This window comes from Micromonospora rhizosphaerae (assembly GCF_900091465.1).
GTDB classification, from domain to species: Bacteria; Actinomycetota; Actinomycetes; order Mycobacteriales; family Micromonosporaceae; genus Micromonospora; species Micromonospora rhizosphaerae.
This window is the reverse complement of sequence record NZ_FMHV01000002.1, coordinates 643036-664844: the sequence shown is the minus strand read 5'-3', so window position 1 is coordinate 664844 and position 21809 is coordinate 643036. Positions and strand designations below refer to the sequence as shown.

General features: G+C 69.4%; 10 protein-coding genes, 3 rRNA genes and 1 pseudogene. 10 read left to right on the top strand and 4 right to left on the bottom strand.

What is annotated here, in order from left to right; genetic code table 11:
- Nucleotides 1–9 precede the first annotated feature (9 nt).
- A complete protein-coding gene (locus GA0070624_RS03230; protein ID WP_091348041.1) occupies nt 10–447 on the bottom strand; it encodes a PRC-barrel domain-containing protein in 438 nt (145 codons plus the stop codon).
- A 132-nt stretch (nt 448–579) separates the two neighbouring features.
- Here GA0070624_RS03230 and GA0070624_RS03225 point away from each other — a divergent pair, with 132 nt between their 5' ends.
- From GA0070624_RS03225 to rrf, 7 genes and pseudogenes are all read left to right on the top strand, one after another.
- Nucleotides 580–762 carry a hypothetical protein gene (locus GA0070624_RS03225; RefSeq protein ID WP_141714920.1) on the top strand — a complete coding sequence of 61 codons (183 nt, stop codon included), beginning with the start codon at nt 580–582 and terminating at the stop codon, nt 760–762.
- Nucleotides 763–1007: 245 nt separating this feature from the next.
- Nucleotides 1008–2231 (top strand): IS110 family RNA-guided transposase, encoded by a 1224-nt coding sequence (locus GA0070624_RS03220; RefSeq protein WP_091336056.1) that lies wholly within the window; start codon nt 1008–1010, stop codon nt 2229–2231.
- Between the two features lie 42 nt (nt 2232–2273).
- Nucleotides 2274–2633, top strand: a pseudogene (locus GA0070624_RS03215) (alpha-ketoglutarate-dependent dioxygenase AlkB); the annotation flags it as partial.
- A gap of 20 nt (nt 2634–2653) precedes the next feature.
- On the top strand, nt 2654–2959 hold the full coding sequence (locus GA0070624_RS03210) for an SCO4848 family membrane protein (protein ID WP_245718641.1): 306 nt from the start codon (nt 2654–2656) through the stop codon (nt 2957–2959).
- Nucleotides 2960–3859: 900 nt separating this feature from the next.
- Nucleotides 3860–5375 (top strand): 16S ribosomal RNA (locus GA0070624_RS03205).
- Nucleotides 5376–5745: 370 nt separating this feature from the next.
- Nucleotides 5746–8853 (top strand): 23S ribosomal RNA (locus GA0070624_RS03200).
- An 84-nt stretch (nt 8854–8937) separates the two neighbouring features.
- Nucleotides 8938–9054: ribosomal RNA gene (rrf, locus tag GA0070624_RS03195) — 5S ribosomal RNA — on the top strand.
- The 16S, 23S and 5S rRNA genes sit together here, the layout of an rRNA operon.
- Nucleotides 9055–9578: 524 nt before the next feature.
- On the opposite strand, the gene GA0070624_RS03190 is transcribed toward rrf, so the two are convergent.
- Nucleotides 9579–11393, bottom strand: a complete 1815-nt coding sequence (locus GA0070624_RS03190; protein WP_091336516.1) for a VanW family protein — start codon at nt 11391–11393, stop codon at nt 9579–9581.
- A 200-nt stretch (nt 11394–11593) separates the two neighbouring features.
- Between GA0070624_RS03190 and nudC the strand changes: the two genes are divergently transcribed.
- The gene (gene nudC, locus GA0070624_RS03185) at nt 11594–12511 is read left to right on the top strand and encodes an NAD(+) diphosphatase (RefSeq protein WP_091336514.1); all 918 of its coding nucleotides are present in this window, start codon (nt 11594–11596) and stop codon (nt 12509–12511) included.
- Here nudC and GA0070624_RS03180 read toward each other — a convergent pair.
- The gene (locus GA0070624_RS03180) at nt 12501–13730 is read right to left on the bottom strand and encodes a polysaccharide biosynthesis protein (RefSeq protein ID WP_091336512.1); all 1230 of its coding nucleotides are present in this window, start codon (nt 13728–13730) and stop codon (nt 12501–12503) included. The genes nudC and GA0070624_RS03180 overlap by 11 nt on opposite strands.
- A 16-nt stretch (nt 13731–13746) precedes the next feature.
- Nucleotides 13747–18027, bottom strand: a complete 4281-nt coding sequence (locus GA0070624_RS03175; RefSeq protein ID WP_091336510.1) for an alpha-(1->3)-arabinofuranosyltransferase — start codon at nt 18025–18027, stop codon at nt 13747–13749.
- Between the two features lie 163 nt (nt 18028–18190).
- Here GA0070624_RS03175 and GA0070624_RS03170 point away from each other — a divergent pair, with 163 nt between their 5' ends.
- Both GA0070624_RS03170 and GA0070624_RS03165 read left to right on the top strand, forming a co-directional pair.
- A complete protein-coding gene (locus GA0070624_RS03170; RefSeq protein WP_425413535.1) occupies nt 18191–20068 on the top strand; it encodes a hypothetical protein in 1878 nt (625 codons plus the stop codon).
- A gap of 24 nt (nt 20069–20092) precedes the next feature.
- Complete coding sequence (locus GA0070624_RS03165; RefSeq protein WP_091336507.1) at nt 20093–21787, top strand: MmpA family trehalose lipid delivery protein; 1695 nt, start codon at nt 20093–20095, stop codon at nt 21785–21787.
- Nucleotides 21788–21809: the final 22 nt, after the last annotated feature.

Genomic DNA, 21809 nt, shown 5'->3' with positions numbered 1-21809 from the left:
CGTTCCTGGTCAGCCCTGGCGGTAGCTCTCCTCGTAGTAGCTGCCGACCTGCTGCCGGTAGTCAGGCCGCTCGAAGTGCTCGGGGTCGGAGGCCGGCGAGTTCTTCACCTGGTCGCGGGTGCGGTCGACGTGCACCATGCGGTCCAGGTGATCGACCCGGGCCACCGTGCCGACCGGCAGCAGCACCTTCCGGCCGAAGATCCACGGGCCGGTGTCCACCACCAGGTAGCGGGCGTCGGCGCTCGCCTCGTCGACCGACCCGATCCGCCCGTCCGTCGCCTCGACCCGGTATCCGGTGAGGTCGATCGGGGTGCCCGGGCCGGGGGCGTCCGGCCCGTCGGCCGAACCCTCCGTTCGCTGCCGCGGCACCTCGGTCGGGGTCGTCTGGTCGTACCCGCCGGCCAGCGCGGACGGATCCCGCCAGATCCACGGATTGAACGGCTGCATGGCCACCTCCGGTGTCGTCGGCTGCGGAAACAGTGCCCGCCCGAGGAATGGCGGAAACACCACCGCAGACCCGGCCGGCGGTTCCGCCCGATGGACGGCAGGCTGGGCCGTTACGGTCGGGTGGTGGGTCGGATGCGTGGGGTCCACGAGCGGCCGGCCGGGCTCACGTACCAGCCGGAGCTGGTGGACGACGACGAGGAGCGGTCGCTGCTGACCGCGCTCGGGGCGCTCGACTTTCGCGAGGTCCGGATGCACGGGCAGATCGCCCGGCGCACGGTCCGCCACTTTGGCTTCGACTACGACTACGGCTCCTAATGAGTTCTGGGAGTGAGCCATCCGGCAAACTCCTGGTGGGTAGGTAGCCGCCGGCGGGTGAGCACTTGCTGTTCCTGGACGTCGAGTCCTGATGAAAGATCGTGCCCCTGCCGGTCGGTGAGGAGAGTTGATCGCTGATGGGATGTCGTGCCCGCCCGGTTGTGGCGTGAGCACTGCTTCATTAGGTCGCTGATGGTTCTCCTGCCGGCTACTGACCGTGTTTGCGATCGGAGGCGGGAGACGCGGTGCTGTTCGTGGGAGATGACTGGGCCGAAGACCATCACGACGTTGAGTTGATGGATGCGGCTGGGCGCACCCTGGCCAGGGCCAGGTTGCCCGAGGGCGTCGCAGGGATCACGCGACTGCACGCGATGATCGGCGCGCAGCTCGGCGAGGACGCCGACGGCGCCGGGCAGGTCACGATTGGGATCGAGACCGACCGAGGGCCGTGGGTGCAGGCGTTGATCGCGGCGGGGTACACCGTGTTGGCGGTCAATCCGTTGCAGGCGGCCCGTTACCGTGACCGTCTCGGGGTGTCCGGTGCCAAGAGCGACGCCGCCGACGCGCACATGCTGGCCGACATGGTCCGTACCGACGGCCACCAACTGCGCCGGGTCGCCGGTGACAGTGCCGGATCCGAGGCGGTCAAGGTGGTCGCCCGGATGCACAAGACACTGATCTGGGAACGCACCCGCGCCAGCCAGCGGTTGCGGCACGCGTTGCGGGAGTACTTCCCTGCCGCGTTGGCCGCGTTTGACGATCTCGACGCCGCCGACACCCTTGAGTTGCTGGCCAGGGCCCCGGACCCGGCCAGCGCCGCGAGGCTGAGCATCAGCCAGATCAGCGCGGCCCTCAAACGGGCCCGCCGCCGCGACATCCCGGCCAAGGCCGCAGCGATTCAGGCCGTCCTGCGCGCCGAGCACCTCAGCCAGCCCGCCGTGGTCACCGCCGCCTACGCCGCCTCGGTCCGGGCGCTGATCGCGGTCCTGGGCACGCTCAACGAGCAGGTCAAGGCCCTGCAAGGGCAGGTCGAGGCCTATTTTGGCCAGCACCCGGACGCTGAGATCATCCTGTCCCAACCGGGACTGGGCACGATCCTCGGCGCCCGGGTGCTCGCCGAGTTCGGCGACGCGGCCGACCGCTACACCTCGGCCAAGGCCCGCAAGAACTACGCCGGCACCAGCCCGATCACCCGCGCCTCGGGTAAGAAACGCACCGTCGCTGCCCGGTTCGTGCACAACGACCGGCTCATCGACGCGCTGATGACCCAAGCGTTCGCGTCGCTGAACACCTCGCCCGGCGCCCGCGCCTACTACGACCGGCAACGCGCCCGCGGCGCCAGCTACAACGCCGCGCTGCGGCAACTCGCCAACCGGCTCGTCGGCATCCTGCACGGATGCCTCAAAACCGGCGCGCTCTACGACGAGGCGACCGCCTGGTCGCATCACCTCAACGAGGCCGCTGCTTGACATTCAAGCTCCTGGGATGTCTTTCAGCTCACCGAGACCGAAGCGCTGCCCGTGGCGCTGCACTGGGTCCGGGAACGCTGCGCCACCCTCGCCGGCCTCGCCCCGGAGACCCTCGCCCAGGCGCTGGTCACCCGGTACCCACCGGACTCCGTCATCGGCTGGCATCGGGACGCCCCCATCTTCGGGCCGACCGTCGTCGGCCTCTCGCTGGGCTCCGCCTGTCTGTTGCGCTTCCAGCGCGGCACCGGGGAGAACCGCCGGGTGTACGAGCTGGAGCTTGCGCCGCGGTCCGGGTACGTGCTGACCGAGGCGGCCCGGTCGAGCTGGCAGCACAGCATCCCGCCGGTGCCCGCCCTGCGCTACTCCGTCACCTTCCGTACGCTCTCGGGAAGCCGCTTCTGACCTGGGGCGGGATCTCGGACATGGCAGCTGCCCACGCCGGCCCGCTGGCATACTGGCCAGCCATGGTGCTGTCGCGCGGTTGGTCGCTCTTTCTGACCGGGGTCGGGGTCTGGACCTGGGTGATCTGGCCGAGGTTCGCCGTCGCCATCTGGAACGACCCGCGCTCCTGGTCGACCGGCACAGTCGGCGAGGGCGCCGCCACCAGCTTCCTCTGGGTGCACGCCCTGCTGATCGGCGCGTCGCTGGCGATCGGCACCGCGGTCGGGGTGCTCGGCGTCCGCGGCTGGCTCGCGGCCCGGCGCGGCGGGAACCGCCCGACCGCCTGAGACCCCGCGGCTGCGGTCGACGCCGGCGGCCGGGCGGTGCCCAGGCGGGCCTCCGTCCGCGGCCGGTCTGGTGCGACAGCGGAATGCCGAGGCCCCCGTGGGCGTTGCACTCTCCGTCGGTGGGCCTTGCCCCCGGCGAGCGCGGGGCGACGGTGGAATGCCGGCGTGGACCAGCTCGTTGCAACTCTCTAGGCGGGGCCATCTGGCCCCCGGATAGCGGCGTTCGTCGCAACTCACACGCCTGTGAGCTGAGAAAATAGCTCGCCGTTGATGATGTGACGCGGCACGCCGGCTGCGGATTTGACGATCAAACCCGTGGACGCGTAACTTTCTCTCTGCCAGCGCGGAACGGACGAAAGAGGGCGAAAGTCCTGCAGGCCGGAGCGCGGGAATGACTACCGGGTCGGATGGGTTGAGTCCCATGTGAACCTGGACCGGGCGGTGCCCCGGATCCGCTGAGAGGCGGATTTGGCGAGGCGGAACCGACCGGGTAAGGTAGTCGACCGGCAGGGCACCGGACGAGCTCGCGGGACACCGCGACGGCCGGCCTGCCAAATCCGATGATCAAGCGCAGCGGATTCTGCTGCGCGGGTTCAGCGGGCGCCAAGCCGTCTGAAGCACGACGGACCGGGACAGACCGGTTTGACACGGTGGAAACGGCGAGGTAACGTAGTAAAAGTGCCCCGGCGCGGGAGCGGCGGGCGCGGTTGAACGAAATGCCCCGGATGGGGCCCCTTTTTGGGGGGTTTCCGGATGGTGTGTGGTTGTTCTTTGAGAACTCAACAGGGTGCTTGATAAGCCAGTGCCAAATTGTTTGATGCCCCGTTCTGGCAGGTCTTTGGGTCTGTTGGTTTGGGATTCCTTTGGCAACACTTTTGTTGTCAGGATTTTCTCTGATTTTTGTTGGAGAGTTTGATCCTGGCTCAGGACGAACGCTGGCGGCGTGCTTAACACATGCAAGTCGAGCGGAAAGGCCCTTCGGGGTACTCGAGCGGCGAACGGGTGAGTAACACGTGAGCAACCTGCCCTAGGCTTTGGGATAACCCCGGGAAACCGGGGCTAATACCGGATAAGACCTGGTGCCGCATGGCGCCGGGTGGAAAGTTTTTCGGCCTGGGATGGGCTCGCGGCCTATCAGCTTGTTGGTGGGGTGATGGCCTACCAAGGCGACGACGGGTAGCCGGCCTGAGAGGGCGACCGGCCACACTGGGACTGAGACACGGCCCAGACTCCTACGGGAGGCAGCAGTGGGGAATATTGCACAATGGGCGCAAGCCTGATGCAGCGACGCCGCGTGAGGGATGACGGCCTTCGGGTTGTAAACCTCTTTCAGCAGGGACGAAGCGTAAGTGACGGTACCTGCAGAAGAAGCGCCGGCCAACTACGTGCCAGCAGCCGCGGTAAGACGTAGGGCGCGAGCGTTGTCCGGATTTATTGGGCGTAAAGAGCTCGTAGGCGGCTTGTCGCGTCGACTGTGAAAACCCGCAGCTCAACTGCGGGCCTGCAGTCGATACGGGCAGGCTAGAGTTCGGTAGGGGAGACTGGAATTCCTGGTGTAGCGGTGAAATGCGCAGATATCAGGAGGAACACCGGTGGCGAAGGCGGGTCTCTGGGCCGATACTGACGCTGAGGAGCGAAAGCGTGGGGAGCGAACAGGATTAGATACCCTGGTAGTCCACGCTGTAAACGTTGGGCGCTAGGTGTGGGGGGCCTCTCCGGTTCCCTGTGCCGCAGCTAACGCATTAAGCGCCCCGCCTGGGGAGTACGGCCGCAAGGCTAAAACTCAAAGGAATTGACGGGGGCCCGCACAAGCGGCGGAGCATGCGGATTAATTCGATGCAACGCGAAGAACCTTACCTGGGTTTGACATCACCGGAAATCCCTCAGAGATGGGGGGTCCTTCGGGGCCGGTGACAGGTGGTGCATGGCTGTCGTCAGCTCGTGTCGTGAGATGTTGGGTTAAGTCCCGCAACGAGCGCAACCCTCGTCCGATGTTGCCAGCGCGTAATGGCGGGGACTCATCGGAGACTGCCGGGGTCAACTCGGAGGAAGGTGGGGATGACGTCAAGTCATCATGCCCCTTATGTCCAGGGCTTCACGCATGCTACAATGGCCGGTACAATGGGCTGCGATACCGTGAGGTGGAGCGAATCCCAAAAAGCCGGTCTCAGTTCGGATCGGGGTCTGCAACTCGACCCCGTGAAGTCGGAGTCGCTAGTAATCGCAGATCAGCAACGCTGCGGTGAATACGTTCCCGGGCCTTGTACACACCGCCCGTCACGTCACGAAAGTCGGCAACACCCGAAGCCGGTGGCCCAACCCCTCGGGGAGGGAGCCGTCGAAGGTGGGGCTGGCGATTGGGACGAAGTCGTAACAAGGTAGCCGTACCGGAAGGTGCGGCTGGATCACCTCCTTTCTAAGGAGCACCATCCGTCGAAAGGCGGTATGGAGCCCGCGGCCCGCGAGTGTCGGGTCGGGGTGCTCGATGGCGGAGACACTGGTGAGTTCGGCTCCGGCAACGGCCACGACGTCTAGTACACGCCCCTATGGGGTGCAGGAACGACTGGTTGGTGCGGCTGGAGCGGGATGGTAAGCACCCTGTTGGGTCCTGAAAGAACAACCGTGGGTTGTCTTTCAGAGCCGTAGGCGAGCGGGATTGCTCGTCGGGCTGCCAGGCATGGCCTGGTGTGGCATACCGCCGGCGGTGGTCGGGTCTGGTGTTACACGGATCGGGTTGTGGGTTGGTCGTTTGTTGAGAATTGCACAGTGGACGCGAGCATCTTTGTGGTCAAGTTGTCAAGGGCGAACGGTGGATGCCTTGGCACCAGGAGCCGATGAAGGACGTGGGAGGCCGCGATAGGCCTGGGGGAGCTGTCAACCGAGCTGTGATCCCAGGGTGTCCGAATGGGGGAACCCGGCACCAGTCATGTGGTGTCACCCGTACCTGAACACATAGGGTACGTGGAGGGAACGCGGGGAAGTGAAACATCTCAGTACCCGTAGGAAGAGAAAACAAAGAGTGATTCCGTGAGTAGTGGCGAGCGAAAGCGGATGGAGGCTAAACCGGCTGCGTGTGATACCTGTCAGGGGTTGCGTGGTCGGGGTTGTGGGACCCTGCTCAACAGGCTGACAACTGTTGGAGGAGTTACAAAGTCAGTGGCTAGTCGAACAGTCTGGAAAGGCTGACCGTAGACGGTGAGAGTCCGGTAGGTGAAAGTTGCTGATCTCCTGTGGGTGTTCCCGAGTAGCGGCGGACTCCTGAAATCTGCCGTGAATCTGCCAGGACCACCTGGTAAGCCTAAATACTTCCTGGTGACCGATAGCGGACGAGTACCGTGAGGGAATGGTGAAAAGTACCCCGGGAGGGGAGTGAAATAGTACCTGAAACCGTTCGCCTACAATCCGTCGGAGCCTTGCGGGGTGACGGCGTGCCTTTTGAAGAATGAGCCTGCGAGTTAGTGGCATGTGGCGAGGTTAACCCGTGTGGGGGAGCCGTAGCGAAAGCGAGTCTGAATAGGGCGATTCAGTCGCGTGTCCTAGACCCGAAGCGGAGTGATCTAGCCATGGGCAGGCTGAAGCGCGGGTAAGACCGCGTGGAGGGCCGAACCCACCAACGTTGAAAAGTTGGGGGATGACCTGTGGTTAGGGGTGAAAGGCCAATCAAACTCCGTGATAGCTGGTTCTCCCCGAAATGCATTTAGGTGCAGCGTCGCGTGTTTCTTGCCGGAGGTAGAGCACTGGATGGTCTAGGGGGCCCACAAGCTTACCGAAATCAGCCAAACTCCGAATGCCGGTAAGTGAGAGCGCGGCAGTGAGACTGCGGGGGATAAGCTTCGTAGTCGAGAGGGAAACAGCCCAGATCACCAGCTAAGGCCCCTAAGCGTGTGCTAAGTGGAAAAGGATGTGGGGTCGCATAGACAACCAGGAGGTTGGCTTAGAAGCAGCCACCCTTTAAAGAGTGCGTAATAGCTCACTGGTCAAGTGGTTCCGCGCCGACAATGTAGCGGGGCTCAAGTACACCGCCGAAGCTGTGGCACTCACACTGTAACTTCGCAAGAACGTGATTTCTTGTGCAGGTGTGTGGGTGGGTAGGGGAGCGTCGTGCCGTGGGTGAAGCAACGGGGTGACCTAGTTGTGGACGCGGCACGAGTGAGAATGCAGGCATGAGTAGCGAAAGAAGGGTGAGAAACCCTTCCGCCGGATGACCAAGGGTTCCAGGGCCAGGCTAATCCGCCCTGGGTAAGTCGGGACCTAAGGCGAGGCCGAGAGGCGTAGTCGATGGACAACGGGTTGATATTCCCGTACCCGCGAAAGAGCGACCCTGACGAACCTCGTTGTGCTAACCACCCAAGCCGGCGGCGACCTTCGGGTCAAAGCTGGGGAGCGTGGGACCCCGGCGGGTAGTAGTCAAGCGATGGGGTGACGCAGGAAGGTAGCTGAGCCCGGCCGGTGGTTGTGCCGGGGTAAGCGTGTAGGCCGCACCATAGGTAAATCCGTGGTGCAACAGGCTGAGACGTGATGCCGAGCCGATTCAGGTGAAGTCAGTGATCCTATGCTGCCGAGAAAAGCCTCTAGCGAGTTCTTAGCGGCCCGTACCCCAAACCGACACAGGTGGTCAGGTAGAGAATACCGAGGCGATCGGGCGAACTGTGGTTAAGGAACTCGGCAAATTGCCCCCGTAACTTAGGGAGAAGGGGGGCCGGAGACGTGAAGCCCCGCGCGGGTGGAGCGTTGTATGGCCGCAGAGAGCAGGGGGAAGCGACTGTTTACTAAAAACACAGGTCCATGCGAAGAAGTAATTCGATGTATATGGACTGACGCCTGCCCGGTGCTGGAACGTTAAGGGGACCTGTTAGCTGGTAACGGCGAAGCGGAGAACTTAAGCGCCAGTAAACGGCGGTGGTAACTATAACCATCCTAAGGTAGCGAAATTCCTTGTCGGGTAAGTTCCGACCTGCACGAATGGCGTAACGACTTCCCCACTGTCTCAACCACAGGCCCGGCGAAATTGCACTACGAGTAAAGATGCTCGTTACGCGCGGCAGGACGGAAAGACCCCGGGACCTTTACTATAGCTTGACATTGGTATCTGAATTAGCTTGTGTAGGATAGGTGGGAGCCGGTGAAGCCCATACGCCAGTATGGGTGGAGGCAATCTTGAAATACCACTCTGGTTGATTTGGGTATCTAACTTCGGACCGTTATCCGGTTCAGGGACAGTGTCTGGTGGGTAGTTTAACTGGGGCGGTTGCCTCCTAAAGGGTAACGGAGGCGCCCAAAGGTTCCCTCAGCCTGGTTGGCAATCAGGTGTTGAGTGCAAGTGCACAAGGGAGCTTGACTGTGAGACTGACAGGTCGAGCAGGGACGAAAGTCGGGACTAGTGATCCGGCACTGGCATGTGGAAGCGGTGTCGCTCAACGGATAAAAGGTACCCCGGGGATAACAGGCTGATCTTCCCCAAGAGTCCATATCGACGGGATGGTTTGGCACCTCGATGTCGGCTCGTCGCATCCTGGGGCTGTAGCAGGTCCCAAGGGTTGGGCTGTTCGCCCATTAAAGCGGTACGCGAGCTGGGTTTAGAACGTCGTGAGACAGTTCGGTCCCTATCCGCCGCGCGCGTAGGATACTTGAGAAGGGCTGTCCCTAGTACGAGAGGACCGGGACGGACGAACCTCTGGTGTGCCAGTTGTCCCGCCAGGGGCACGGCTGGTTAGCTACGTTCGGAAGGGATAACCGCTGAAAGCATCTAAGCGGGAAGCTCGCTTCAAGATGAGGTATCCCACCACCTTCGGGTGGGTAAGGCCCCCAGCTAGACGACTGGGTTGATAGGCCGGAAATGTAAGCCCGGTAACGGGTTCAGTTGACCGGTACTAATAGGCCGAGGACTTGACAACAAAGTGCTACGCGTCCACTGTGCAACTCCCGACAAACGAACAACACACCCGAGTGGTTGGTGTTGTTTGACATGTCGATAGAGTTACGGCGGTCATGGCGGAGGGGAAACGCCCGGAAACATTCCGAACCCGGAAGCTAAGCCCTCCAGCGCCGATGGTACTGCACTCGGGAGGGTGTGGGAGAGTAGGACACCGCCGGACAAACTTCCAGTCAGGGCCACCCTTCGGGGTGGCCCTGACTGCGTTTCTGCGCATATTCGCCATCGCGTTGAACGGGTGCGCGGCCCGCAGAGCCCGACCGAGCTAGCCGCGGAGACCGGCGCTGCGGCCGGCACCGGGGAGAAGGCGGAGCTGGTCGGCCCCACCATGTCCTGGCGCCCGTTTCGACGCTGCCCGCAGAGCTGCTCGACGGCAGGCTCGCGCCGCTTGCCGTAGTGGGCGCCGCCCCGGCCCGCCTCGTTCGGCCCTTTGCTCTGCTGCAGTCCAGGCAACACCGGAGGGCTCCGAGTGTTGCCTCTGCCGCAGCAGAGCAAAGGAGGTGACGGAGGTACCGGAAGCCCGGCTGGCGGCGAGCCGTGCGGAGGGCGCCCAATCCGGCGGGACACGCCGTTTGGTTGCGGAGATGGTGGACCGAACTGGCGGAGGAGTGTCCCTGAGGTGGTCGTACGAGAGAAAGAAGCCCCGCTGGCGATGAGCCGGCGGGGCTTCTTTGATGGCCGCAGTGGTCAGGACGGCTCGGCGCCGCAGATGAAGCGCGGCTCGGCGTCGTAGCGCCAGCTGAACTTCTCCCGCTTGATAACCCTGCCGTCCTTCGTGATGACCCGGTAGGCGTCCTGGGCGAAACCCACGCTGCCCGCGGCCTCGATGCAGTCGGGGCCGGGTTTCAGGTAGATCGTCTTCGGCTGGGTGATGTCCCGGCGGGGGCTGTACTCGGTCTTGACGCTGCCGTAAATCTTGGTGCTCCAGATCGACACGGTGATCGTGCTGGACGTGTACGACGTGTCGATGAGGACGCCGTGCGGGGTGTTGTTGCGGAACTTGAAGTCGAGGTCGGGCCAGTAGATCGTCGACTCGATCACCGCGGGGTACCGGCTGAAGTAGAACGAGTGCGGCTTGTGCTCGACGTCCTCAAGGCCGGCGTAGTAGGTCGCGTTGAACAGCGTGGTGGTGAACTGCGAGACGCCGCCACCGACGCCGGGAACGAGCTTGCCGTTGACGATCGTCGGGGCGTCCTGGTAGCCCTGGTCGTAGCCGCGCTCGCCGGTGTGGCCGTTGAGGGAGAACGTCTCGCCCGGCTTCACGATCGCGCCGTCGACGTCCTTGGCGGCCTGGACGATGTTCTGGCTGCGCGGCGACGAGAGGCCGCCGGGGAACCGGGTGGTGAAGGTGGAGACCCGCTCCTTGATGCCGAGCTCCGCCAGCTTCGCCTCGGTCAGCTCGGGCTGCGCCGCCTCGAGCTGACCGGTGACCGCCCGGCCGTCGGCCTTCGGGAGGACGGCGAGCAGGTCACGGCCGAGGGCGGCCGAGTCCAGCTGCTGGCCGGCCCGGCTCGGCACGACCTTCGGCTTGCCGCCGACGATGGTCAGCCCGGCGTCCTTCGGCTCCACCTCGATCTTCGCCAGCTTGTCGCCGAGGGCGCTCCGGAGCCGCTTGACGTCCACCCGCGGGGTCAGCTTGCCCGCCTCGTCGGCGGAGAAGCGCAGGCTGCGGGCGATGGCGCTCGGCGGGATGCTGACCGAACCCTTGTCGGTGGTCAACGTGACGGGGGCGGCGACGGCCGGCCTCGCCAACTCGTCGACCAGCCGGTCCACCTCCTCCCGGGTGGTCGCCGGGTGCTTCTCGGTCAGCGGCACGGTGATCGGCTGGCCGCCGAGCCAGCCCTTCGTCACCGCCTCTGCGGAGAGCGGCGGGTCCAGGGTCAGGCTGGGCTTCGGGTAGACCGGCTTCGGCGTGGTGCCGGTGAAGGTGATGGCGGGCATGGTCATCTTCCGGCCCTGGCTCCCCACCGCGTTGCTGAGCGCGGCGTTGAGCCGGTCGACGTCGACGGCCACCACCGGGTCGACCGTGCGGGAGCCGAACAGCCGGCTCACCGGGTGCGCCTCGGCGGCGGCCGCCGCCGCAACGGTCGCCTCCACGTCCACCGCGAGGCCGACGTCGGCGGGTTTCACCTCGGTGGTCTTCTCACCGACCCGGACGCTGACCGGGGCGTTCAGTGCCTCCGCTCGGCGCTCCAGCTCCGCCCGAAGCTCCCGCGCCGCGTCCGCCCGGCTGAGGCCGCCGAGCTCGGCGCCGAGCACCGTGGTGCCGCGGGGCACGTCTCCCGCGTACGCGTAGGTGCCGGCACCCACCACGGCGGCCAGCATCGCCGCGGTGATCCCGCCGGCGAGCAGGATCCGCCCCCGCCGGGAGCGGAACGGGCCGCCCGGTCGGCCGGCCGGCACGGCGCCGGGCTCCGGCTCGTCGCCCGGCCAGCTCACCGCGGTGACCTGCACCGTCGGCCGGTCGTCGGCGGGCGGGAGTTTTTCGCCGTACAGCGTCACAGCAACCTCGATTGGAAGTACCACGTGGGGGAACCCGCTCCCCCACCCAGAAGACAACTACCGTAACCAACGGTCGGGCCCGCCGGGAGTCTCCGCCCGGGCATCGTCGCCGCAGCGTTTCGGCCGGTCAGCAGAATGTGTCGCGACGATCACCCACCGCCCGTCCCCACGCGTCACCCGGTTCGTGGGACGGTGTCGGGGTGCGTACGGACGAGCGGATCATGGCATACGGCGGTGGGTGGCTGGACCGGGCGGGCGCGCTGCGGGCGGACCCGGAGTGGATCGCCGACCGGCTGGCCGACCCGGAGGGCGTCGTGCTGCCGCTCTGGCGGGACCACTGCCTGGTGACGGCGGACCGGACGCCGGTCCGGCGGGCCGTGGCCGACTCGGCCGAGCTGCTCGCCGCCGCGGACGAGACCGTCTTCCTCGGCCTGGACGCCGGCGCGGCGGTCTCCGCCGTCGACCTCTCCGGCCGACCGGAGCGGGAGGCGCTGGAGCTGGCCGGGGCGGTCGAGGCGGTGGACGTCCGGACGCTGGCGGGTGGGCTGCGGCCGGCCGAGGCGGCGGTCCAGGCGTACGCCCGGGGGCTGCTGCACTGGCACCGGGGGCAGCGGTACTGCGGTGGCTGCGGTACCGCCACCGCCGCCCGGGACGGCGGACATGTCCGCTTCTGCGCCGACGCCGAATGCGCGCGGCTGTTCTTCCCCCGGATCGAGCCGGCGATCATCGTGCTGGTGGAGGCGCCCGGTCGGCCGGACCGCTGCCTGCTGGCGCGGCACCGGGGTGCGCCGGAGGGATCGTGGTCGACGCTGGCCGGCTTCGTCGAGGTGGGCGAGAGCCTCGAGGACGCGGTACGCCGGGAAATGGCCGAGGAGGCCGGGGTGACCGTGGTGGACCTCGCGTACCAGGGATCGCAGGCGTGGCCGTTCCCGGCCGGGCTGATGGTCGGTTTCCGGGCGACCGCCGCCTCGGACGAGGTGCGGGTGGACGGCCAGGAGCTCCTGGACGCGCGCTGGTTCACCCGGGACGAACTGCGGGCGCGGGCGGCGGAGGGGCGGCCGCTCGGCCGGATCGACTCGATCGACCGCCACCTGCTGCAGGCCTGGCTCAAGGGCTGACGGGTCCGGGCCCGGCGGGGATCGGCTCCCGGCGCCATCGGCTCGCCAGCCCCATGCCGACCAGCGCGACCACCGCGGTGCCCAGCGCACTCCAGAGCAGACCGGTGAAACTGCGCGGCGCGAGGAACAACACGACGACGACCAGCCCTGCGGTCGCCGCCCACAGCGGTGCGGCAGGCCACCGGGCACCGGCGGCGACCTGGGCGTTGAGCAGCACGAAGACCAGCGCGTACAGGGCGCCGACCGCGGCGAAGACCGGGGCGTGGGCACCGAGGTGCACGTAGTCGCCGCCCCCGACGAGGCGGAACGCCAACCCGCCGCCGAGCGCCGACGCGACCACCAGCAGCAGCCCGGCACCTCCGGTGACCGCGAGCGCGACCATCCGGCTGCGGCGGTCACCGCGGGCCAGGCGGGGCAGGGCCAGCACGGTGACCACCTGCGGTGCCCAGAGCGCTCCCTTGGTGAGCACGGTGCCCACGGCGTACGCCCCGGACTCCGCCGGCGGCAGCAGTTGCCGCGCCAGGAGCAGGTCGGCATAGGAGACGACGAGCATCGCCAGTGTCGCGCCGCAACCGGTGACCACCTGGGCGGCGGTCAGCGATGGTGCCGCCGGAACGGACTCTGCCGAGGCCGGCGCGGGGGGAACGGCCAGGCGGGCCAGCGCCAGCGGGACGAGGCCGGCGACCAGTGCGCCGGCCAGCAGCGAACCGGTGAGCCCGGCACCCAGCAGGAGGCCGGCGATCACCCCGCCGTAGCGGCCGGCGGCCAGGACGGCCATGCCGACCGCCAGCCGCAGGAAACGCTGCTCCCCCTGCAACTCCCCGAGCCACCGTGAGGAGAGCACGACGGCCGCGGTGGTGACCGCCAGCAGGGCCGGTATCTCGGCGGAAAGGTGCAGGCCCGCGGTGAGCAGGGGGGTGGCGGCGAGGAGCGCCCCGGAGGACAGGATCGCGGTGATCAGGGTCGCCCGCCGGGCAGCGGAGCGTCCATGGCGGGCGTGGTGCACCGCCACCGCCAGTTGCAGGCCGACGCCGGGCACGCTGGCGATGGCGACCAGCCCGAGGGCGGTGGCGAGCGCGCTCAGCTCGGGCGCCTTCAACTCGCGGGCGGCCAGCACGGGCACGAGGTAGGCCAGCGCGTTGGTCAGCATCGCGGCCGCCGTGACGGCAATGCCCGCGGTACCCAGCCGCTCGGTGCCGGGATCCCTCGTCTGCGTCATGCTTCCCCGCTCCGGCTCACGTGATCGAGGACAGCTCGATGTCGTGCCGCGAACTCGTCGGCTTCTCCACCGCCGGGGGCGGGAGGACGGATCGAACCGGTCGTACCGGTCGCCTCCGGACGGTCGTGGAGAGCCACAGGCAACCGACGGCGAGGAGCGCCGCGAGCTGCGGCGCGGCGGCGACGTGGCGCTGCTCGACGGTGAGGTGGAGCCACCCGGCGAGCAGCAGCAGGGCACCGGGCAGCCACGCCTCGGCGGTGTGCGCGAGCAGCCGGGCGCGGCGGGGGTCGGCCGGCCAGGGGAGCCGGAGCGACCCGGGGACGGCCAGCACCAGACCAGCGGCGACCAGCAGACCGCCGACGAGTCCACCGAGCATCACCAACGCGATGGCGCCCACCGCGAGCAGCGGCACCGACCGCAGTGCCCGTCGCCGGACCGGACGGCTCGCCGCCGGGGCGGTGCGGCGGCGCTCCGGGAGCATCGCGAGGACGGCCACCCCGGCGAGCAGCAAGCCACCCAGGAACAACCCCGCCCGGTACGACGCATCCGGGGTGAAGCTCAGCACGAGGTCTCCGGACAGGCCCGCCGGCAGCAGCCAACCCTGCTGCCAGCCGTCCACCACCACCGGCTCCAGCACCTTCCCGGACAGCGTGGCCCGCCAGCCCGGGTTGGTGTTTTCCCGTACCGCGAGGACGCGGTCGACCGGGTGCTCGGCGACCCGTACGCGTCGCTCCGTGGCCGACCAGGATTCCACCTCGATGGCCGACGGGGCCGGGGCGACCCGGGGCTGCGCCGATCGTGGCTCCAGCGCCACCCGCGTCGGCGTGGCCAGCGCGCTGCCGGACGCCACCAGGCGGGCTCCGCCCGGCATCAGTCCCAGCTGCCCGGCGGCCTGTCCATCGCAGGGCTCGGCCGGAACGTCCCGCAACTCCAGCAGGTCCCGGACGGTGGCGGTGAGCGCGGTGCGGACCCGGATGCCGCCGATCTCCAGCGACGGGCCGGAACCGCAGGCGAGATTCACGGGCGCGTCGAGGCGCACCGGAGCCGCGGGCGCACCCGGCAGCACGGTCACCTCGCCGACCGCGATCGGCAGCGGCTCCGGCCCTCGTTGACCGTACGGGTCACGGCTGTAGGCGGCCGGCTTGTCGAGGAACTGGATGGTGATCTCGTCGGTCCGCATCGGTGGACTCAGCGCCACCTGACCGTTCTTGCCGATCAGGCCGCCGCGGACGCCGTCGTCGCCGACGACGCGGACGCTGCCGAGTTTGGTGGCGGCGACACCGGGATCCAGGGCGAACCGCAGACCGGTGATCACCTGCGGTTTGAGCCATTCCAGGTGCAGGATCGGCTGGTCGTCGGTGGGGGCGGGCGACCACGCGGTCGCCGGGTCCCCGTCGAGCACGGCACCCGGGCGGCCGGCCGGATCCGGTACGGCGGTCGACGAGGCGCTCACCTTCGGCGCGACGCGAGACGACTCGCCGGCGGCCACCTCCTTGTCGAGCACCGCGTTGAGGGCGATGCCGGGCTGGGGCCGGGCCCAGACGTGGGGCACGTACGTCCCGGCCGCCGGCAGGGTCAGCGTACGGTCGATCGACCGACCGTCCTCCGAACCCCGGGCGGCGTCGGACGAGCACCGGGGGTGGCCGTCGGCGAAGAAGCAGGCCGGTGTGCTCGGGGCGGCCGAGACGACGACGGTGGGAGGCTGTTCGGTGGCCGGCACGGCGGCCATCGCGAGGGTGCGTCCGGTCCGCACACCGGGAATCTCGATCTCGGAGATTCCGACGGTGCCGGAGCCGGGGCGCAGTCCGATGGTCGCCTCGACGGCGATCCGGATGTCGCGCGTGGCATGGACCCCGGGCAGCCGGAACGTCATGCTGTCGCCGAACGACTCGACCGCCACGCTCTCGTACCCCGCGGTGACGATCACCTTCGTCGGTACGGTGTCGGCCGCGAGGTCGAACCGTAGCCGAAGCTCGCGCACGGTCACCGGGTTCGCCAGGGTGAGCTCCAGCCACTGGTCGGCTCCGGACGTGTCGGGGGCGGACTGCCAGGAGGTGGCCGGGTCCCCGTCCAGCGCGGCGAAGGGTTGGTGTTCCGGGCGCGCCCCTCCCCGGGCGTCGACCTGTGATCGGGAGCTGGACGCCCGGATGGCGCTGATGCCGTCGTAACGCGCGACGGTGGCCTGCTCCGCACCCCAGGCGGGCAGGTAGTCGTGAGCCGGCGCCGGCACATCGAAGGTGTCCGCCGCGGTGAGTGTCGCCGAGGCGTTGTCCCGTATCCGGCCGAAGGACACGTCCCGTCGACGCAGGCCGTCCGTCATCGTGATCGGTCCGGGCGCCTTACCCTGCGGCGCGTCACCGGCGAGGACGGTGGGGGCCGCCGACAGTTGACCGGCGGCGGCCATGTCGAGCAGCGACTCGGGCCCGCCGACCACGGTGGTCACGTCGCGGCGGTCGTAGGCGACGACGGGTTCCACCGTGCGGTCGACCCGGAACACCTCCAGCGCCCGCATGGGTACGTCGAGACCGTGGTCCTGGAAGACGCCGGCCGTCTGGCCGCCACCACGGACGGGGCCGAAGCTGGCCACCAGCGTCAGACCGGGCGACCGCTCCAGCGCCTGCCGGACCACTGCCGGTCGGGCCGTGTCGGAGCGGCCGTGGTCGAGATCGGCGCGGAACAGGACGTGGCTGATCCCGGACCGGGCGAGCAGGTCGGCGAGGCCGGCCGACCCGGCGCCGGTGGCCAGCGCGGTGTCGATCGCGTCGAGCAGCCGGATGGTGGTGGGCGGGGTGAAGGGGATCGCGTTACGCACGGCCCAGCGGCTGCGCAACAGTGGCTGGGCGACCTCGTCCGTGGTGGTGCCCCAGTCGTAGGACGGAAAGCGGGCGCCGGGTACGACGAGCACCCGTCCCCGCCCGGTGTTCGCGTCCAGCCAGTGGGTCGCATCCGACCAGTAGCCGGGGACCTCCTTGACGCCGCCGGGCGGGGCCAGCCCGCCGGCGAGGGCCGGGCTGGCCACCCCGGCGACCGCGGCGACGGCGACGCCCGCGGTCAGCCAGGCCCGGACAGCCGCCAGGCGGCGCCGACGGGCGGGTGCCGTCCGCGCCGCCCGGAGCAGCACGCCGAGCAGGTGGGCCACGCCGAGCGCGAGCGGCAGGCGCAGCAGCACGTCGAACTTGTGCACGTTGCGGAGCGGGGCGCCGACACCGTCGAGGAACTGCTGTTGCGGGGCGGCGAAGGCGTTCGGCAGCTCGCCGACGTGCCCCAGGCCGACCAGTGCGACCCCGAGGACGAGGCCGGTGACGAGGAAACGGCGATGCGGCATCCCGCGCCGGGACAGGCCGATGACGCCGAGGACGGCGACCGCCATCGTGGCGGCGACGAGCACCGGCTCGGTGGCGAGGGCGGCTCCTGCGGGCAGCGTCGGGCCGAACGAGTTGCCGAGGTAGGCGACCCAGTAGGAGGCGCCCCGCAGGACCGTCACGGCGTCGGTGACGCTGGTGGTGAACCGGGCGGTCTCGATGTAGTCGAGGAACGGCGGGCTGTACCTGCCGAGGACGAGCAGAGGTACCAGCCACCAGGCGGTGGCGAGGGCAACCGCCGCGCACCAGGCGGCCAGCGCGGCCAGCCGCCGGCGTACCGGCCGGAGGGTGGCGAGCCAGAGCAGGGCCAGCGGTACGACCGCGAAGACCGCGGTCGCGTTGACCCCGCCGGCGCAGGCGACCGCGACGGCCGAGCCGGCGACGGCGCGTCGCATCGGGCGGCCCCGGGCGAGTCCGATCAGGGGGATGAGCACCCACGGCGCGATCGCGCTCGGCCAGGACTCCACGGAGGACCAGCCGAGCTGGGTCAGGATCCGCGGCGACAGCGCGAAGGCGATCCCGGCGACCATTCGGGCCGCCGGTGTACCGATGCCGAGCCGGCCGGCCAGGCGGACCACGCCGGCGTACGCGACGCAGAACAGGAGTGCCCACCAGAGCCGCTGGACCACCCACGCCGGTAGGCCGAGGCCCGATCCGAGCAGGAAGAACGGGCCCATCGGCCACAGATATCCGTACGCCTGGTTCTGCAGTTGGCCGAAGGTGCCGGCAGGATCCCACAGGTGCAGGGAGCGGATCAGCCATCCGGTGGGGTTGACGTTCAGGTCGACCTTGGTGTCGGCGACCGTCAGGCCGGGACCCTGCTGGAACGCCAGCGCGGAGAGCGCGATGCAGACGGCCAGGTGCCGGAACCGACGGGCGGTGCGTGGAGTGCGACTTCCCGTCGGTTCGGTGCCTGTTGTCAGCTCTGCGCGCATCTGACTCCTGTCTCCACGGCTGCGAGCGCCGCCGGCGGGGCGCGACCGCGAGAGGTTAGCCCGGCCCCCTCCCTGGCGACGACCTGGGGCGTTTCGGCGAGCTGATCGGGCGAACGGCGGTGCCCACGGCGTGTAAGCGTGTGGCAGGCTGCCGACCATGTCAATGGCAGAAGCGGAGGCGGTGCCCCGCCCCGACGCCGCAGGTCCGGACGGGGACGGGCGCGGGCCGGTCGCGCGGTGGATCCAGGCCGATCGGGTACGGGCGGTCGCGGTCGTCCTGATCGTGGTCGCCCTGGCCTGGCGGGCCGGCATCGCGACGCGCGGGTGGTTCTCCCAGGACGAGTTCGTCATCGCCGCCCAGGCTCTCGACTCGGAGTTGACCCCGGAGTACCTCCTCCGGACGTTCAACAACCACCTCATGCCCGGCGGCCTTCTGGTCGCCTGGCTGATGGTCCGGGCCGCCGGCTTCGCCACCTGGCCGTGGGTGCTGCTGCTGACGGTTGGTCAGGCGGCCGTCAGCATCGCCTTCTACCGGCTGCTGCGCAGCCTGCTCCGGCCCGGCTGGGGGCTGCTCATCCCGCTGTGCATGTTCCTGTTCAGCCCGTTGACCCTGGAAGCGACCTCGCTGTGGGTCGTCGGGTTGCTGATGCTGCCGGTGCAGCTGGCCATGGTGCTCGCCCTCGCGGCGCAGGTGCGGTACGTGCGCACCGGGCATTGGCGCCACCTGGTCGCCGTGCTGCTGTCGATCACGTTCGGCCTGCTGTTCGACTCCAAGGCCCTGCTGATCGCGCCGCTGCTGTATCTGCTGACCGTCTTCCTCTTCACCTCGGGCGGTGCGCCGCGCAGCCTGGCGCGCGCCACCGTCCGCCACTGGCCGGCGTGGTTGGCGCTGGCCGTCCTGTCGGTGGCCTACCTCGTGTTCTACGTCCACCAGCCCAGCGGGGAGCTGCTGCGGCCGCGCTCGGTCGGCGAGGTGCTCACCTTCCTCGGTGATCTCATCGGCGTCACCCTGGTTCCGGGCCTCCTCGGCGGGCCGTGGCGGTGGACGTACGCCGGTGACGGGCCGCCGCTGGCGGACCCCTACGACGTCACCATGTGGCTCTCCTGGGCCGCGCTGCTGACGCTGGTCGTGGTCACCGTCCGGCGGCGCCCATCGGCCGGGCGGGCGTGGCTGCTCCTGCTCAGCTATGTCGCCCTGATCGCCGGGCTCTTCGCCGCCACCCGGCTCGGCAACGTGCTCAGCCCGCTGGCCGGCATGGTGCCCCGATACGTCGCCGACGTGGTGGTGGTGGCGGCGCTCTGCGTCGGGGCCGCCCTGCTCGGACGGGCCGACGCCGAGGAGGACGACGTGACCGCGTGGCCGGTGCCGACGGTGCTGCGAGAGCCGGGCGCCTTCGCGGTCGGCCTGATTGCCATGATCATGGTGCTCGCGACGATCGGGGTCGGCACGCTCTGGAGCATCGCGCGGTTCGGCGACAACTGGCGCACCAAGGACGGGCGGGACTACCTGGCGACCACCCAGGCCGAACTCGCGGCCGCCCCGCCGGGCACGGTCTTCCTGGACAGCATCGTCCCGGATCGTGTCGTGGCGGGTTACTTCTGGCCGGACAACCTGCAGTCCCACTTCTTCCGCCCGGCCGAGCGGAAGCCGGTGTTCGTGACGGAGGCCGAGCGTCCGTCGACGTTCGACGACTCCGGTCGCATCCGCCCGGTGGCGGTCGAGGGTCGGAAGATCGTGCCGGGCGGGGTGCCGGACTGCGGGCACCTGCTCGCGGGCGGGCGGGCGACCCGCGTCCCGCTGGACGGTCCGCTCGAGGAGTGGCCGTACGTCATCTACTTCGGCTACCTGAGCTCCGGCGACTCCACCGCCACCTTCCGACTGGGCGAGGCCAGCCGGGAGATCCGGCTGCGCCGCGGCCTCAACCAGGTCTTCTTCCAGCTGGAAGGGGCGGGTGACGCGGTCCAGATCACCGTCGCCGACCCGAAGGTGGCGGTCTGCACCAACGCGATCACCGTCGGCAAGCTCGTGCCGGGCTCCTGACGCCGTCGGATCCTGCCGTCCACCATGGCCGTCGCAACGAGTCCCGCCCGGCGGGAACGCTGGCCGCTGTACGCCGCCGCCGCCGTCGTCGCCGCGGTGGTGCTCGCACCACTCGCGGTGCCGGGCTACGCCCTGCTGTACGACATGGTGTTCGTACCGCGACAGCCGCTGAGCTGGGCGCTCGTCGCACCGGCGGACAGCCTGCCGCGGGCGGTCCCGATGGACGCGCTGGTCTCCCTCGTCACCCAGCTCGTTCCGGGCTGGCTGGTGCAGCGGCTGGTGCTCGGCGGGGCGATAGTCCTCGCCGCCGTCGGCGCCGGGTATCTGGTGCCGGCGGAGCGGCGGATGACCCGGATCGTCGCGGCGGTCGGCTACGCGTGGACGCCCTACCTCGCGGAACGGCTGCTCATCGGGCAGTGGGGCCTGCTCGTCGCGTACGCCGCGCTGCCCTGGATCGTCCGGGCGGCGCTGGCGGCGCGGGAGGGCCGTCCCGGCGCGCTACCGCGGCTGGTCCTCGCCGCCGCTCCCGCCGCGATCACCCCGACGGGCGGTCTGCTCGCGCTCGCGACGGTGGCCCTGCTGGTGCCGACCCGGCGGCGCCCGCGGTCTTCGGCCGTCGCGACCGGCGCGGTGCTGGTGCTCAACGCGCCCTGGGTGGTGGCGGCCCTGATCACCGGTGCGGGCGGCGCCTCGGACCCGGCCGGCGTCGACGCCTTCGCGGCGCGCGGGGAGAACTGGGCCGGCCCGCTCGCCGCCCTCGCCGGCACGGGTGGCATCTGGAGCGCCGACGCCACCCCCGACAGCCGTTCCGGCCCGCTCATCCCGGTGGCGACGCTGGTCCTGCTGGTGCTCGGCGGCGTCGGGTTCGCCGTGCTCCGCCGCCGGCTGCCGGAGGGCGCGGCGGCCCGGCTGGGAGTGCTCGCCGGGGGCGGCTTCCTCGTCGCCGCGCTCGGCGTTCTGCCGGGCACGGCCGCGGCGCTGCGCTGGGCGGTCGTGCACGTGCCGGGCGCGGGACTGCTCCGTGACGGCCAGAAGTTCCTCGCGCCGTACGCCCTGGTGCTGGTCGTCTGCGCGGCCCTGGGCGCCGAGCGGCTGGTCGCCCGGCGGCTTGCGGAGCTGGCGGGGGTCGTGCTGGCCGGAGTGCTGCTGCTACCGGTCGCCGTCATGCCGGACCTCGCCCTCGGCGGCGCCGGACGACTGCATCCGGTGAGCTATCCGGCCGACTGGCGGCTGATCGCGGCGCGGACGGCCGACGAGCCGGGCGAGGTGCTGGCGCTGCCGCTGAGCGCCTACCGGGCGTACCCGTGGAATCCCGGCCGGATCGTGCTGGACCCGTTGCCCCGGTATCTGCCCGTCGAGGTGCTCACCGACGACACCCTTCAGGTCGGCGATGTCGCCGTGGCCGGGGAGAACCCGCGGATCAGGGAGGTGCGGCGGCTGCTCCGGGAGGGGCGGCCCGTGGCCGACACCGGGGTGCGCTGGGTGGTGGTGCAGCACCGGTCCGCCGGCGAGGTGGAACCGGCCTGGCTCGCCGGTCTGGACGAGGTCCACGACGGACAGTCCCTCACGCTCTACCGCAACCCGAGGGCGTCGTCGGCACCGCAACCGGAGCGGGTGGGCGCCGCGCGGTGGGCGGTGGTCGGTGCGTTGGGGGCCGCCCTCCTGGTGGTCACGGTTGCTGCCCTTTCGGCGCTACGCCGACGGCCTACCCCGTGGTAACGTCCCGCTCGCACGTTTTCGC

Excerpts from the sequence above, each read along its gene's own strand:
- GA0070624_RS03225 (WP_141714920.1), top strand. The coding sequence starts at position 580 with ATGCGTGGGGTCCACGAGCGGCCGGCCGGGCTCACGTACCAGCCGGAG.
- GA0070624_RS03210 (WP_245718641.1), top strand. The coding sequence starts at position 2,654 with ATGGCAGCTGCCCACGCCGGCCCGCTGGCATACTGGCCAGCCATGGTG.
- GA0070624_RS03230 (WP_091348041.1), bottom strand. The coding sequence starts at position 447 with ATGCAGCCGTTCAATCCGTGGATCTGGCGGGATCCGTCCGCGCTGGCC.
- GA0070624_RS03170 (WP_425413535.1), top strand. The coding sequence starts at position 18,191 with ATGGCAGAAGCGGAGGCGGTGCCCCGCCCCGACGCCGCAGGTCCGGAC.
- GA0070624_RS03180 (WP_091336512.1), bottom strand. The coding sequence starts at position 13,730 with ATGACGCAGACGAGGGATCCCGGCACCGAGCGGCTGGGTACCGCGGGC.
- GA0070624_RS03165 (WP_091336507.1), top strand. The coding sequence starts at position 20,093 with ATGGCCGTCGCAACGAGTCCCGCCCGGCGGGAACGCTGGCCGCTGTAC.
- GA0070624_RS03175 (WP_091336510.1), bottom strand. The coding sequence starts at position 18,027 with ATGCGCGCAGAGCTGACAACAGGCACCGAACCGACGGGAAGTCGCACT.